The organism is Aeromonas sp. EERV15, from assembly GCF_900079845.1.
Lineage (GTDB): Bacteria > Pseudomonadota > Gammaproteobacteria > Enterobacterales > Aeromonadaceae > Aeromonas > Aeromonas sobria.
In genome coordinates this window covers 39,823-54,000 of record NZ_FKKY02000002.1, presented here as the reverse complement: position 1 = coordinate 54,000, position 14,178 = coordinate 39,823, and the positions used below count along the sequence as shown (strand labels likewise).

The window sequence follows — 14,178 nt, the reverse complement described above, 5'->3', positions numbered from 1 at the left end:
CCGAAGGAGCCTTTTTGTTGCGATGCGTTGTGCTTACTGCTTGTAACCCTTTAGGAAGCGGGCGAGGCGGCCAATGGCCTCTTCCAGCTCCTCTTCACGGGGCAGAAACACCAGCCGGAAGTGATCCGGTGCCGGCCAGTTGAAGCCGGTGCCCTGCACCAGCAGCAGTTTCTCTTGCTGCAGCAGGTCGAACACCATCTTCTGGTCATCACGAATGTCATACACCTTGGGATCAAGGCGCGGGAACATGTAGAGCGCCCCCTTGGGTTTGACGCAGGAGACCCCCGGAATATCGTTGAGCAGCTCCCATGCCTTGTCCCGCTGCTTGCGCAGGCGACCGCCCGGCAGGATCAGCTCGTTGATGCTCTGGTAGCCGCCGAGCGCAGTCTGGATGGCGTGCTGCATTGGCACGTTGGCACACAGCCGCATGGAGGCCAGCATCTCCAGCCCCTCGATGTACCCTTTGGCACGGCCCTTGGGGCCGGTGAGGACCATCCAGCCCTGACGAAAGCCACAGGCACGGTAGGCTTTGGAGAGGCCGTTGAAGGTCACTACCATCACATCGTCACACAGGGTGCAGACGCTGGTGTGGGAGATGTCGTCGTAGAGGATCTTGTCGTAGATTTCGTCGGCGAAAATGATGAGGTTGTGCTGGCGGGCGATCTCGATCACTTCCAGCAGGAACTCGCTGCCGTAGACGGCGCCGGTCGGGTTGTTGGGGTTGATCAGTACCAGGCCGCGGGTGCGCGAGGTGATGCGGGCGCGGATGTCGTCGAGATCCGGATACCAGTCAGCCCCTTCGTCACAGCGGTAATGCACCGCATGGCCACCAGAGAGGGTGACGGCAGCAGTCCAGAGCGGGTAGTCGGGGGAGGGCACCAGCATCTCGTCGCCGTTGTTGAGCAGCGCCTGCATCGCCATCACGATCAGCTCGCTGGCGCCATTGCCGATATAGATGTCGTCAATATCGACCTTGCGCATCCCTTTTTGCTGGTAATACTGCATCACCGCCTTGCGGGCAGAAAACAGCCCCTTGGAGTCGCAGTAGCCCTGGCTCAGCGGCATGTTGAGGATCACATCCTTGATGATCTCTTCCGGGGCATCAAAACCAAACGGGGCCGGGTTGCCGATGTTGAGCTTGAGAATGCGGTGGCCTTCGTCTTCGAGACGGCGGGCTTCTTTATGCACCGGGCCGCGGATGTCGTAGCAGACATCGTCGAGCTTGTGCGACTTGTCGATAGTGAACATGGTGACTGTGATTCCTTCCCCATGGGGACGCGTTGGCGAAAAAGGCGATTTTTAGTATCAAATTTCTTTTCCCCTATTCTTCACAGAATTGAATGCTAGAACAATCCTCTTTTTAGAAGAATTCCCTGATTTTTAGCCCTGAAACAGGGTTGCCAGAACGTTAAATTCAGCACGATCGTTTGTGTGACTAGAGGTTACCAGTGAAAGATGGTGGGCTGATTAACAAAGATACCCGACTGTGTTGAAATATTGGTATCCGCTGGCACGATGAGCTTGTTTACAAAAATGTCTTATCCCCTTTGTTCTTTGAGGCAAGCTGGTACCGGGTGATTGGGTTAGCCATACTCGGCGAGCCATGTCATCGCATCGACCCACCCATATTGAGGCATTCCCATGCATGCACCCGTTCCTGGCCGTTATCGCCACTTCAAGGGGGGTTACTATCAAGTGCTCACCCTCGCCCTGCATACCGAAACCCAGGAGCAGCTGGTGATCTATCAATCCGAGCAGGATGGTCAGGTCTATGCTCGCCCTGTCGCTATGTTCATGGAGTGGATCGAGCATCAAGGGCAGGTTGTCAGCCGCTTCACGCCCGCAGGGCATATGGCACCTTAGCTGAGCGATATACGCGCGCCCCTGATGTGCGGCGTCAATTTTTGTCGCACCATGTGTGCAGTGACAGCACCATATGCCACCCCTCCATAGTGATAAAAATCTCATTTAATCAATTGTTTGTGATGGGCGTCACAAAAAGTGACCCGCGTCTGTAAGGTTCGTATTCTCGAGTGACACTCCCATAATGCTGCGCTTATTAAATCTGAGGCTTTTTTTGAGTCTTTTTTGCTGTTATCTCATTGGGAGAATGAATGTGAAACCTGTTGCTGCTGAGTTTATGGGTACTTTCTGGCTGGTATTGGGCGGGTGCGGCAGTGCTGTGCTGGCAGCGGCCTTTCCGCATGTGGGGATCGGTCTGTTGGGGGTTTCGCTGGCCTTTGGCCTGACCGTGTTGACCATGGCCTATGCCATCGGCCATATCTCCGGTTGCCACCTCAATCCGGCCGTTACCGTTGGTCTGTGGGCGGGTGGTCGTTTCCCTGCATCCGGTGTGCTGCCTTACATAGTGGCGCAAGTGCTGGGTGGTATCGCCGCTGCAGCCGTGCTCTATGTGATTGCCAGTGGTCAGGCCGGGTTTGATCTCTCCGCCGGTTTTGCCTCCAACGGCTACGGTGAGCACTCTCCGGGTGGTTACAGCCTGACTGCGGCACTGGTGTGTGAAATGGTGATGACCGGCTTCTTCCTGTTCGTCATTATGGGTGCCACCGATAGCCGCGCCCCTGCCGGTTTCGCGCCGATCGCCATCGGCCTGTGCCTGACCCTGATCCACCTCGTCAGCATTCCGGTGACCAATACCTCGGTCAACCCGGCTCGCAGTACCGGTGTCGCGTTGTTTGTCGGTGACTGGGCTGTCAGCCAGCTGTGGCTGTTCTGGGTTGCCCCGATTGTCGGTGCCATTCTGGGTGCGCTGGCTTATCGCCTGGTGGCGACTGAGCAGAAGTAATCGTTCAAACAAAAGTGTGGTATCGACACGCCTGCGGGCGTGTTTTTTGTTTCTGGTGGGTGCTGGTAGTGCTTGCCGAGCGACTAGAGCCCCTTGGCCTGCAGCATATCTTTGTAGCGTTGGTGCAGTAGCTGGACGCGTTCCACATAGGCGCGTGTTTCTGCATAGGGCGGGACACCGCCATGTTTTTGTACGGCTCCCGGACCGGCATTATAGGCAGCGGTTGCCAGCGTCACATTGCCGCCATACTGCCTGAGCAAGCCTGCCAGGTATTTTACCCCGCCGAAGATGTTCTGCTCCGCCAACAGGGCATTGCCGACCCCCAGCTCTTGCGCAGTGGCAGGCATCAGCTGGGTCAGGCCCATCGCCCCCTTGCGGGAAACCGCCAACGGATTAAACGCTGACTCGGCATGGATCAGGGCCCGGATCAACGCCGGTTCAACCTGATAGGTTTTGGCGGCAGCCTTGATGGTGCTGGCATAGTCATAGAGGAACAGCCCTGTGGTCTGCCAGTTGACGCTGGATTTGGGATCGCAAGCGAAGCAGTCGTTGAACAGCAGCAGCTCGTAGTGGCCCTGTTCGGGAGCCATGTCGGAGTAGCGTACCACCCCGTTCTGCTGCACCGATTTATAAACCTGGATCTGCTTCTTGCCGTTAGTCGCGACTGCTGCCGTTTGAGCGATTTCGGGTTGCGGGGCGGGCGCTGCATCATTGGCCGGACGCAAGGGGGAGGGGGCTACGGTCAGGAAGACCACCTCCGCGGGCGGGGGAGTTTGGCTCCATCCGCTTAGGGGGATCAACAACATATGGCCTGCCAGCATCCATGCTTTCAACCCTAATACTCCTTCCTGTGATGACCATGTTGAGTAAAGCATCATGACGAGGGCAGAACAAGCGGCCAACAGGATGCAAATGATCCGATTCGGTGACCGGGATCAAAGTATCCACCGCAATAAAGGGGAGTCATCATGAAGCCCTGTTTTGGTCGTCAGGCGGTGGGTCATGGCCTCTTCCACCGGGTAAGCAAGGTGTCCATGATGCCCGCTTTTTTGTTGACGAAAGGCATGCTATCGTGCTGGCGTCATCTGGTCGGATTAGCACACCGTATCTGGCACTAATAATTGATTATCAAAGGATTTGTCTGTGACAAGCAAGCTGGCGATGGAACTCACTTTCGAAGAGTACTGCGACGCCGACCTCTCTCTCATCAGGGACTATTACGAGACGACATTTTCCCACTATGTGCCGGATTTGGCCGAGCGGATCTTTGTCGTACGTGACGCGCACTGGTTGGTAGGGGCGGTGCGGTTGCGGGACGAAGAGGAGTTCTATCACTTGTGCGGCTTTCGCCTGTTGCCCCACTATCAGTCGTTGGGGCTGGGTTCTTGCCTGTTGCAACATGCCTGCCGCGATTTGCTCGAAAAGCCGGTGGTCTGCCAGGCGCTGCCTTTCGAGAAGCCGTTTTATCTCAAGGCCGGTTTTGCCGATATGCCGCTCAACCGATTGAGTGGGTCACTCTTCTCACTGTATGAGCGGCAGCAGCAGCAAGGCTATCAGGTTGAGCTACTGATACGAGAAAGCACCCAGCTCCTCCCGAATTAAGTGGTTAACGAGGCTTGGTCAGCAGGTGGATCTTGCCCGGTGACAGCTCCAGTCCCAGCAGATTTTCCTTCAGCCAGGCCTGATCCGGATCCTTGTCATTGAGTTTGTAGACAGGTTTGCTCTCCAGCCGTTTCTCCATGCTTTGCAGCAGCATACCGAGCATGAGCCCGAACTTCTTCTCGGCCGCTTCCGGTTCCAGCTTGTACTCCACCAGTTTCATGTTATCGAGAAACAGTGCGCTCTGGGCCTTGTCGTAGCGGGGTCTCGCTTCATAGGTCATCTGCAGGCGGGCGTCATATTCGGTATTGTCTGGCAGGGCTATTTTGAGCTTGCCCTTGCCATAGACCCGGGCGGTATCGGGGCGCTGGCGACCAATTTGCACATCGCTCTGCTCCAGTTGCACATGGGCCTTGATGATGCCCGGCAGCTCCAGCTGTTTGTCGACTTGTACCTGGGATTGCAGGTACTGGTTTATCTGTTGCTCATTGATGTCATATGAGCCCTGGCTTAGCATGGCCAGACTCAGCAGCATAGATTGCAGGATCATGGGGGCGACCTGATAGAATGGATTTGTCTTACAGCATACCATTTTGGCCATGTTGGGTCTGCCCAGCGCACAGTTTGTCGATCACAAGGAGTCCCCGTTGCTCAACGGTCTGGAATACGATCTCCACCTGCTTTTCTCCCGTTTTTTGGGCTGGCTGCTACTGCTTTTTCATACCGTGATCGTCACCGGGGTGTCGTTTCGGGTGATCATGAAGCGGCGTCCTATCGGGGTATCGCTGGCCTGGCTGGCCCTTATCTATGCTATTCCGTTTGCCGGGGTAGGCTTCTACATCTTGTTTGGCGAGATCAAACTGGGTCGCCGCCGCGCTGAGCGTGCCCAAGCCATGTACCGCCCTTATGCTATCTGGACGCGTCAGTTGGCCCGTCTGTTTCCCCAGCACTGTTGTGAGGTGGGTGCCAAGGCGCTGCCTTTGCACGATTTGATCCAGAGTCGCTTGGGGATGCCGATGCTGTCTGGCAATCGCATGACGCTGCTGAACAAACCCGAATCGATATTACGCGAAATAGTGCGCGATATTCGTCAATCCTCCCAGTCTTGTTATCTGGAGTTCTACATCTGGCACCCGGGTGGCGATGCTGACCAGGTATGCGAGGCGTTGATTGAGGTGGCGATGCGCGGCGTGGATTGTCGTTTGTTGCTCGATTCGGTGGGCAGCAAACAGTTCTTCCGCTCTCCATGGCCGAAAAAGCTGCGCAAGGCGGGGGTCAAACTGGTGGAGGTGCTGCCGGTCGGCGCCTGGCGCATTCTGTTCCAGCGCCAGGATCTGCGAATGCACCGCAAGCTGGTGGTGATCGATGACAGAGTGGGTTACACCGGCTCGATGAACATGGTGGATCCCCGTTTCTTCAAACAGGATGCCGGCGTCGGCCAGTGGGTCGATATCATGATCCGGGTACAGGGCCCCATGGTACCGCTGATGTGGTCCATCTTCGTCTGGGATTGGGAGATGGAGACCGGCGAGCGGTTGCTCGACAGTTTGCAGCATGATCCTGAGGTCTGGCCCCAGACCAACTACCGTGCCCAGCTTATCCCTTCGGGTCCTTTCGTTGGTGGCGATTGTATTCAGCAGAGCCTGCTGCTGGCCATCTATCAAGCCCGTAGCCATCTGGTGTTAACCACCCCCTACTTCGTGCCTGATGATCCACTGGCGGCAGCGCTCAGCTCGGCGGCCGCCCGCGGGGTGCAGGTGCAACTGGTATTGCCCGAACGCAACGACTCCATCATGGCTAACTATGCCTGTAATGCCTTTATGGAGGAGCTGCTGGCGGCCGGGGTGGAGATCTATCGCTATGATGCCGGTTTGCTCCATACCAAGAGCGTGCTGGTAGACGATGACTTCGCGCTGGTGGGCACGGTTAACTTGGATCGTCGCAGCCTCTGGCTCAATTTCGAAGTGACGCTACTGGTCGATAATCCGGCCTTCGTGGCCCAGATGACTCGCCTGGTGCAGGGTTATATGATGGAAGCGACCCCGATGACCTTGGCCAAATGGCAGGCGCGCCCCTGGTACAAAAAGGCGATGGAGAACATTTTCTATCTCTTCAGTCCCTTGTTGTGACGCTGTGGCGAGCCGGCAGAATATTGGCTTGCCATCTGATTGGACTTGCCTCGTCCCGAGTCCGCCCCGTAGAGTGCAGTGACAACTCCCTGGAGACACATGGATTTATGAAAAAGATAGTGGCCCTCGCCGTGGGTGCGGCATTGGTAGGTGGTGGTTTGGCTGCCTGTTGGTACACCGGAAACAGCTTCGATAACATAGTGGCGGAGCAGATTGCCAAGGTGAAGAACGAGACGGGCCTGGAACTGCAGTGGCTGCCGGGCAACAGCAATCTATTCGCGCGCGACGGGGTGTTGAAGCTGGTGGTCAGCCCGCAGGAGATGGCGGCACTCGATAGCAATCTGCAAGGGGATCAACCACTGGATCTGCAGTTTGTCGTGACCAGCAGGATCCTGCCGCTCTATATCAAAAGCAACGTGCTGCTTGATACCAAACAAGGCTCTCTGGCGCCGGTGTTTGCCACGTTGGGGATGGAGCAGTGGCAATTAGGTGTGGAGTCAGTGAGCAGCCTCTGGACCCAAGCTAACAGCAGCCGCTTTTGGGCTAACGAGTTCAAGGTCAAACAGGGGCTGGACGAGTTTAATTTTTTGCCACTTAGCGGAGAGTTCCACGGCGATCTGGAGGGGAGTGGTCACCTCACCATGACCTGGCAGGGAATGACGGTCCACGAAGAGCAGAGCAAGATGGATCTGGTGCTGGCCGACCTGAAGGGCAGCGCCGACATCGCCGAGATCAGCGGTGTCATGCTCTCTCCCCAGAGTGAAATGGCACTGGCGGCGCTGACCTTGCAACTGCCCGATAGCGTCAAGGTATCGTTGCAGGGGCTGACCACCGCGACCCAACTGACAGGGGACAATGCCCAAACCCTCTCCAGCAGTTATCAGATGAAGATTGCCAAACTCGATCTGGAGAGTGAAACCGATACCTTGGCATTAACTGACAGCAAGCTGGCGCTTAACCTCAAGGGGCTGGATCTGGAAGGGTATCAGGGTCTGCAGGCTGCCAGCGGTCAGGGGATTGAGGATAGCGCCATCCAGCAGGCGCTGGACAAGATGCTCAAACGTGGCGCAACCCTGGAGCTGGCCGACCTCAGTGCCAAGCTCAACGGTGAAGCTGTCGCCATGAAAGGGGATGTGGCGCTGGCCTCCACCTCGCTGGAGCAGCTGTTCAATAGCGAAGCGGGGATGCAGGCACTGAGTGGCCAACTGCATGCCAGCCTCAGCGACAAGCTGGGCAAGGCGGTGCCGCAGCTGGCCCCGATGCTCGATCAGTTGATCTTGATGGGTTATCTGAAGGCCGATCAGCAAAAACTGATCTCCGAGCTGAAGCTGGTGAAGGGTGCCGTGACGGTGAATAATTTGCCGCTTTGATAGATGGTGTGTAAACAACAACGGCTCCCGCGGGAGCCGTTGTTGTTTCTGGCATTTGCATACGTGCCGCGTTGGCGGATTACTTGAACACCACCGTCTTGTTGCCGCAGACGAATACCCGCTCGTTCAACACCAGCTCCAGCGCGCGGCTCAGCACCGATTTCTCAACATCCCGGCCCGCTTTGGCCATGTCGTCCGCACTGAAGGCGTGACCGACATGGATCACGTCCTGTTCGACGATGGGGCCCTCATCCAGATCGTCGGTCACGAAGTGGGCGGTGGCGCCGATCAGCTTGACCCCGCGATCGAACGCCTGCCGGTAGGGGCGGGCACCGATGAAGGCGGGCAGGAAGGAGTGGTGGATGTTGAGGATCTTGCGCGGGTAAGCTTCGACGAAGCTGGGGGTCAGCACTCGCATGTACTTGGCCAGGATCACATAGTCAGGCTCATAGCTGTCGATGATGGCGCGTACCTGCTCTTCATGCTCGGTACGGCTCAGCTCGTCGTGGCTGACGGTGTGGAACGGAATATTGAACTTGCCGGTGAGCTCGGCCAGGGTGTCGTAGTTGCCGATCACCGCGACGATATCCATATCCAGCGCGCCCGCGTAGTTCTTCATCAGAATATCGCCGAGGCAGTGGGTCTCTTTGGTCACCAGGATGACGATCCGCTTTTTACCCGCCTTGACCAGCCGACGCTGGGCGCCAGCGGGCAGGGCATCGTCCAGATCCGCCAGCAGGGTCTCGTCGTTGAAACGCCCCTCCAGCTCGGTACGCATAAAGAAGCGGCCATTCTCGTGATCCACAAACTCATCGTTCTTGATGATGTTGAGCTGGTGCTTGTAGCAGATGTTGGTGATCTTGGCGATGAGCCCTTTGGCATCCGGGCAGTCCGTGAGCAGTATTTTCTTTTCCATCTCTGTCATTTTCCGTTTGTGGTGTTGGCGCCGTTGTCTGCGCAGGCAACGCGTTTTTCCGGCTCTTTTTTTGGCACTGTTTTTTGTTTCGGGAACTATGCCATAAACCGATCCGCGCCATAAAGAAATTCGCCAGTCATGGCACCTCGCGCTGGCGAGCAGGCTGAAGAGCGCGATCTTGGGCCCAATCTTGAAACGCTTTTCAGCCAACGGGGGATTTTGGCTGGTATCTGCAACCGTTTTTCTTTAGGCTGTCTGCGCTTATTCTCAGGGCGGGGTGCAATTCCCCACCGGCGGTATCCCGATTGACTCGGGGAGCCCGCGAGCGCCCGACTTGGCTGATTGCCAGGTCGGGGTCAGCAGATCCGGTGAGATGCCGGAGCCGACGGTCATAGTCCGGATGAAAGAGGATAAGACAGACATTGCCGCGTTGGCCCTTGTGGGCTGGCCGCTGCATGCCCATCTCTGTCTGCCTTTCCATGCCCTGATTCTGGTCCTTGTCTTGTTTAGGAGTTTTACCATGAATCAGTCTCTACTCAGTGAATTCGGTGATCCCGTTGCCCGTGTCGAAGCGGCCCTGTCTGCCTTGCGTGCCGGAGGTGGCGTGCTGGTGGCCGACGATGAAGATCGGGAGAACGAGGGCGACCTCATTTTCGCCGCTCAATCCATGACCAATGAACAGATGGCGCTGATGATCCGCGAGTGCTCCGGCATCGTCTGCCTTTGTCTGCCCGACGAGCGGGTTCGCCAGCTGGCACTGCCAATGATGGTGGAAGCTAACTCCAGCCACTACCAGACCGCCTTCACCGTGACCATCGAAGCGGCGCAGGGCGTCACTACCGGTGTCTCGGCGGCTGATCGCATCACCACCATCCGTGCAGCCATCGCCGATGGCGCCAAACCGGGTGATCTTCACCGCCCGGGACATGTCTTTCCGCTGCGTGCGCGAACCGGTGGTGTGCTTACCCGTCGTGGTCATACCGAAGCGACCGTCGATCTGATGCAGCTCGCTGGTCTCAAACCGTTCGGAGTACTGTGTGAATTGACCAAGGAAGATGGCTCAATGGCACGTCTGCCAGACCTGGTTGCGTTCGGTCGCAAGCACCGGATGCCGGTGTTGACCATCGAAGATTTGGTGCAATATCGTCAGTTGCTGTCAGAACGAACAGCCTGAGCCTCATACGAAATTGTAATAAGGCAAAAATTTGGTTAACCTTTGTCCGTGCCCTCACCACGCGGCACTCATTTTTTAGACGAATCTGAACAAAAACTGTTCATTCAAAAAAAAATGAGGGTTTTAATGCATTTATCTGTGGTGGGGACTATGCAAAGTATGATTTTTTTGTGCCATAATCACGCCGCTTGCTAAACGTCTGGCGAGTTCAAGGGAGCTTTAAAAATGAAAAAATTGTTGTTGGTAGGTGTTGTTGGTCTGTCCGCTCTGCTGGGCGGTTGTGCAAACACCAGCGAACTGGAAACTTCCGTTCAGAATCTGTCTAACAAAGTTGACCAACTGGCTCAAGATGTTAGCGCAGTTCGTGCTGATCAGTCCAAAATCGCTGCTGATGTTGCCGAAGCCAAGCAAGAAGCTATGCGTGCTAACCAGCGCATCGACAACATGGCTACTTCTTACAAGAAGTAATCCATGCGAAAAAAATGGCGCAGTTATGCGCCATTTTTTTTTGCCTGGAATTTACTGTTTCCCCGTCAGCACATCCCTATCTTTACTTGTGACCCATGAGGTCATGCCGGTCTCCCGGCACTCCCCCATCATTACCAGCCAGTTCGACTCCGATCAGTAGAGCAGACTGTAAAGTTTGCGACGGTAGCTCTGCGCCGCCGGCGTGCTACCCATGGTCGCCAGAATGTCGAGATAGGTCTTTCTGGCATCGCCAAATGCCAAATCCCGCTTGAGGATCTCCAGCAGCAGCCCCAACGCCTCTTCCTGACGGCCAGCCTGGTTGTATTGCACCGCCAGCTCCTGAGTCAGGGTAAAATCATCAGGCTGTTCTGCATGACGGGCTTCCAGCGCGCGCAGCTCCGGGCTGTCTGCTGCTTGCAGGGCCAGCGCGAGCCGTGAGCTCAGGGTATGGAAGTGACCATCTTGCGCCGCCATCGGGATGGCGCCGAGGCGCTCCTGTGCTTCATCCAGCAGATTGAGATCGAGCGCAGCCTGAATCAGCCACAGGCTGATGTCGTGACGTTCCGGGGCAAGCTGGAGTGCTTTGGTCAGATAGGCATAGGCGATGCTGGGCTGCTCGTCAGCCAGTGCCTGTTGCCCCTTGGCCAGCAGCTCTTCTTCTTCTTTGGGGGCGAAGGCAGCGAAATACTGGCGCAGGGTGGCTTCATCCTGCGGCCCTTCGATGATCCCCTGTTCGTCAGGGCGACCCTGATGGAACAGCACCAGCGCGGGAATGGCGCGCAGACCGAGCTGGCTGGCCAGCGGCTGCAGCTGGGGATCGTTCATATCCACCTTGGCCAGGGTGACCTGTTCATTGGCGGGTCCAACCAGTGATTCGATCAGCGGTGTCATCCCCTGACACTCCGGCATCTGCGGAGCATGGAAATAGATGACGACCGGCTTCTTCATGGACGCATCGATAAGTTCAGCGTGAAAATTCTGGGGAGTAATGTCGACGATCATGAGTGGGACTCTTCAGAAAGGGTGTTGAGTAACATGGGGTTGAGCGACTGGCAATTCAAGCGCTCATCCAGCTGGTAAAACGTCACGGGTGTTGCCGCCGCGGCGAGACTGAGCCAGCCGCTGGCAAAGGGCCAATCCTGAACCTGATAAGGGGTGTCATCCAGCCGGTTGTCGAGTTGCCACCCTTGCGCCGGGACAAAGCGCACTTTCTCGAGCCCGGCGGCTATGCCGCCACCGTGGGCTTTCAGCACAGCCTCCTTGCGCGACCAGAGCCGGTAGAAGGCACTTTCTTGCTCTTGAACGGGCAGCGTGCAGAGCCACTCATATTCACTCTGTGCATAAAACCGGCGGGCCAGAGGGAGGGGATTATGGCGCCGTTTGCCCAGTTCGATATCTACCCCGAGCGGGCTTTGCGGACAGAGAGCCAATACCAGCCAGCTGCCACTGTGGCTCAAATTGAAGTGCCAGGCATCATCGTGCAGTCGGGGCTTACCATGGAGTCCGTTGCAAAATTGCAAGCTGGCAGCTGGTTGCTGCAGCCGCTCGGCCAATAGCTGGCGCAGCAGGGCGCGGCTCACCAGATATTCCTGACGCCGTTCAGGATGGGTCATGGTTTGCCAGATATGCTGCTCATCGGTTGACAGCCATTCAGGCAATTGAGCAAGCAGTTCCTGGCATACCCTGGCCGGTTTTAACAAAAAAAGATCGGTTTCGACCATGTTTTTTCACTTTAAAAAGGTACTGAAGCAGGGATAAAAGACAGTTATCTATGAGGCCCAAGGCCTTTTTTGCGATTGTATATTGTTTGGGCATGATCACATTAATTATGAAAAATCGTGCATTTCCTTGCAAAAATGTGAGCTCGATAGGGATTTTCACTTGCCTCGATAGAATTCTTGGATATAGTCGGGTGCTGTTGCCTTATAAATTGCCCTTTGGGGCCGTATTTTAACAAGATTTACTATTTTGCGGGGAGAAAGGATTGCGCCACCTGATGCTACTGCTGGTCGCGCTCGGAATGGTGGGTTGTGCCTCGGCACCCCAGACCGAGGTCGCGAGCAAGATCGAAGTTTCCATGGTTGAACCTGTCATTGAACCAGAAGCTTCCCAGACACCTGATGTGAATGAAATCCTGACTGTATATAAAGAGTGGCGTGGCGTTCCGTACCGGATGGGTGGCAGTAGCCAGCGCGGTATCGATTGTTCCGCCTTTGCCCGTGAAGTGTTCCGCAATGCCGTCGGTGTCGAATTACCCCGTGATACCCGCTCCCAAGTCCACGAAGGGACGCGCGTTTCCAAGCAGGATCTGGTCGAGGGTGACTTGGTCTTCTTCAAAATCAATCGTCGTCTCAACCACGTTGGTATCTACGTCGGCAATGGTGAATTTATCCATGCCTCTACCCGCGCCGGGGTGACGCGCTCCAAGCTGGACAGCCAATACTGGCGCAGCAAGTTCTGGCAAGCTCGCCGGATAGACATCTGAGTCAGGCTGGACAAACGGCTCGCAGTACGGACTGTTTTTCCAACCTCACTTGAACCGGGCTCGATAGCCCGGTTTTTTATTGCCGTCGTTTAGACTTTCCCGAGTCAAATCACTATAGTGTGGGCCCGTTTTCTTCGGCAGGCTCAGCATGAAACCCCGCATCCCATCAGCCGGTGGCCCCCAGTCGGGCGACCGCAAATCCGGACTTCACTCCCGTAATCGCCATCAGGCGGGCTACGACTTTGCGGCGCTCTGCCTGCGAACCCCCGAGTTGGCCGCTCACGTCTTTACCAATGACTACGGCACCCGCACTATCGATTTTGCCAATCCCGATGGGGTGAAGACTCTCAATCGCGCCCTGCTCGCCCATCACTACGGGATTGCCCACTGGGATCTGCCTGCCGGTTACCTTTGCCCTCCCATTCCGGGACGGGTCGACTATCTGCATTGGGCGGCCGACCTGCTGGCCGAGAGCGCGGGCCAGGTCCCTACCGGCAAGGGGGTGAGGGTGCTGGATATCGGGGTGGGGGCAAACTGTATCTATCCGCTGCTCGGGTGCCGCGAATATGGCTGGCGCTTCGTGGGGTCTGATATTGATCCGGTGTCGGTCAAGGCGGCGACCTTGCTGACCAAGAGCAACGGGCTGGGTAATCAGATTGAGTGCCGCTTGCAGGGCAATGCCAACCATGTGTTTCGCGGCATCATAGGGCCGAAGGAGCGCTTTGCCCTGACCCTTTGCAATCCACCGTTCCATGCATCGTTGGAAGAGGCGAGCAAAGGCTCTGAGCGCAAGCTGCGCAATCTGGGGAAAGAGGTCACCGGGACACCGGTGCTCAACTTCGGTGGTCAGAAGGCCGAGCTCTGGTGTGAAGGGGGCGAGGCAGCGTTTCTGGCCAACATGATTGCCCAGAGCAAGGAGTTTGCCACTCAGTGCCTCTGGTTCAGCTCGCTGGTGTCAAAAAAAGAGAACCTGCCGGGGGCGAAAAAGGCGCTGGCAAGGGTAGGGGCCTGTCAGGTGCGGGTGATCGACATGGCGCAGGGCAACAAGGTGAGTCGGATCCTCGCCTGGTCCTTTCTGGATGAAGAGGGATTGCGTAACGGCTGGTCGAGCGCGCGCTGAACCCCCACCACAAGGCCCGACGAGGGCCTTTTTTCATGATGAACCCGCGAATTTCCCCTGCTGGTGGCATCTCTGGTAATCGATTTCCTCATTGGCATATCGTGCTGGTTT

General features: G+C 56.5%; 15 protein-coding genes and 1 riboswitch. Of the genes, 9 read left to right on the top strand and 6 right to left on the bottom strand.

Annotated features, from left to right (window positions below; all coding sequences use genetic code 11):
• Positions 1–33: 33 nt before the first annotated feature.
• Positions 34–1,248, bottom strand: a complete 1,215-nt coding sequence (locus tag BN4575_RS02055) for a pyridoxal phosphate-dependent aminotransferase (RefSeq protein ID WP_068976936.1) — start codon at positions 1,246–1,248, stop codon at positions 34–36.
• Positions 1,249–1,641: 393 nt separating this feature from the next.
• Here BN4575_RS02055 and BN4575_RS02050 point away from each other — a divergent pair, with 393 nt between their 5' ends.
• Complete coding sequence (locus BN4575_RS02050) at positions 1,642–1,863, top strand: DUF1653 domain-containing protein (RefSeq protein WP_068976935.1); 222 nt, start codon at positions 1,642–1,644, stop codon at positions 1,861–1,863.
• 253 nt (positions 1,864–2,116) lie between these two features.
• A complete protein-coding gene (gene aqpZ, locus BN4575_RS02045; protein ID WP_068977118.1) occupies positions 2,117–2,806 on the top strand; it encodes an aquaporin Z in 690 nt (229 codons plus the stop codon).
• Positions 2,807–2,889: 83 nt separating this feature from the next.
• Here the strand turns inward: aqpZ and BN4575_RS02040 are convergent, their stop codons facing one another.
• Positions 2,890–3,627, bottom strand: coding sequence for a lytic transglycosylase domain-containing protein (locus BN4575_RS02040; protein WP_068976934.1), 738 nt, complete (start codon positions 3,625–3,627; stop codon positions 2,890–2,892).
• Between the two features lie 340 nt (positions 3,628–3,967).
• Between BN4575_RS02040 and BN4575_RS02035 the strand changes: the two genes are divergently transcribed.
• Positions 3,968–4,408: a GNAT family N-acetyltransferase gene (locus BN4575_RS02035; protein ID WP_042021371.1), complete on the top strand. Its 441-nt coding sequence runs from the start codon at positions 3,968–3,970 to the stop codon at positions 4,406–4,408.
• Between the two features lie 4 nt (positions 4,409–4,412).
• Here the strand turns inward: BN4575_RS02035 and BN4575_RS02030 are convergent, their stop codons facing one another.
• Entirely contained in the window at positions 4,413–4,955 is a 543-nt protein-coding gene (locus BN4575_RS02030) for a DUF1439 domain-containing protein (protein ID WP_042021372.1), read from the bottom strand.
• Between the two features lie 97 nt (positions 4,956–5,052).
• On the opposite strand from BN4575_RS02030, the gene cls reads away from it, so the two are divergent.
• Together cls and BN4575_RS02020 are read left to right on the top strand one after the other, a co-directional pair.
• Positions 5,053–6,534 carry a cardiolipin synthase gene (gene cls / locus BN4575_RS02025; protein WP_042021374.1) on the top strand — a complete coding sequence of 494 codons (1,482 nt, stop codon included), beginning with the start codon at positions 5,053–5,055 and terminating at the stop codon, positions 6,532–6,534.
• Positions 6,535–6,641: 107 nt separating this feature from the next.
• A complete protein-coding gene (locus tag BN4575_RS02020) occupies positions 6,642–7,904 on the top strand; it encodes a DUF945 family protein (protein ID WP_068976933.1) in 1,263 nt (420 codons plus the stop codon).
• 79 nt (positions 7,905–7,983) lie between these two features.
• Here BN4575_RS02020 and purU read toward each other — a convergent pair whose 3' ends face one another.
• A complete protein-coding gene (purU, locus tag BN4575_RS02015; protein ID WP_068976932.1) occupies positions 7,984–8,820 on the bottom strand; it encodes a formyltetrahydrofolate deformylase in 837 nt (278 codons plus the stop codon).
• Between the two features lie 259 nt (positions 8,821–9,079).
• Positions 9,080–9,236: riboswitch (FMN riboswitch) on the top strand.
• A 104-nt stretch (positions 9,237–9,340) separates the two neighbouring features.
• Here purU and ribB point away from each other — a divergent pair.
• Both ribB and BN4575_RS02005 read left to right on the top strand, forming a co-directional pair.
• On the top strand, positions 9,341–9,994 hold the full coding sequence (gene ribB / locus BN4575_RS02010; protein WP_068977117.1) for a 3,4-dihydroxy-2-butanone-4-phosphate synthase: 654 nt from the start codon (positions 9,341–9,343) through the stop codon (positions 9,992–9,994).
• A gap of 225 nt (positions 9,995–10,219) precedes the next feature.
• Positions 10,220–10,462, top strand: coding sequence for an Lpp/OprI family alanine-zipper lipoprotein (locus BN4575_RS02005; RefSeq protein WP_005334342.1), 243 nt, complete (start codon positions 10,220–10,222; stop codon positions 10,460–10,462).
• Between the two features lie 153 nt (positions 10,463–10,615).
• On the opposite strand, the gene BN4575_RS02000 is transcribed toward BN4575_RS02005, so the two are convergent.
• Positions 10,616–11,464: a tetratricopeptide repeat protein gene (locus BN4575_RS02000; RefSeq protein WP_068976931.1), complete on the bottom strand. Its 849-nt coding sequence runs from the start codon at positions 11,462–11,464 to the stop codon at positions 10,616–10,618.
• Complete coding sequence (locus BN4575_RS01995) at positions 11,461–12,183, bottom strand: 4'-phosphopantetheinyl transferase family protein (protein ID WP_068976930.1); 723 nt, start codon at positions 12,181–12,183, stop codon at positions 11,461–11,463. The genes BN4575_RS02000 and BN4575_RS01995 overlap by 4 nt, the downstream gene beginning before the upstream one ends.
• Before the next feature lie 275 nt (positions 12,184–12,458).
• On the opposite strand from BN4575_RS01995, the gene BN4575_RS01990 reads away from it, so the two are divergent.
• Together BN4575_RS01990 and rlmF are read left to right on the top strand one after the other, a co-directional pair.
• Positions 12,459–12,947: a C40 family peptidase gene (locus BN4575_RS01990; protein ID WP_042021200.1), complete on the top strand. Its 489-nt coding sequence runs from the start codon at positions 12,459–12,461 to the stop codon at positions 12,945–12,947.
• A 148-nt stretch (positions 12,948–13,095) separates the two neighbouring features.
• On the top strand, positions 13,096–14,067 hold the full coding sequence (rlmF, locus tag BN4575_RS01985) for a 23S rRNA (adenine(1618)-N(6))-methyltransferase RlmF (protein ID WP_068976929.1): 972 nt from the start codon (positions 13,096–13,098) through the stop codon (positions 14,065–14,067).
• The last annotated feature ends 111 nt before the right edge of the window (positions 14,068–14,178 follow it).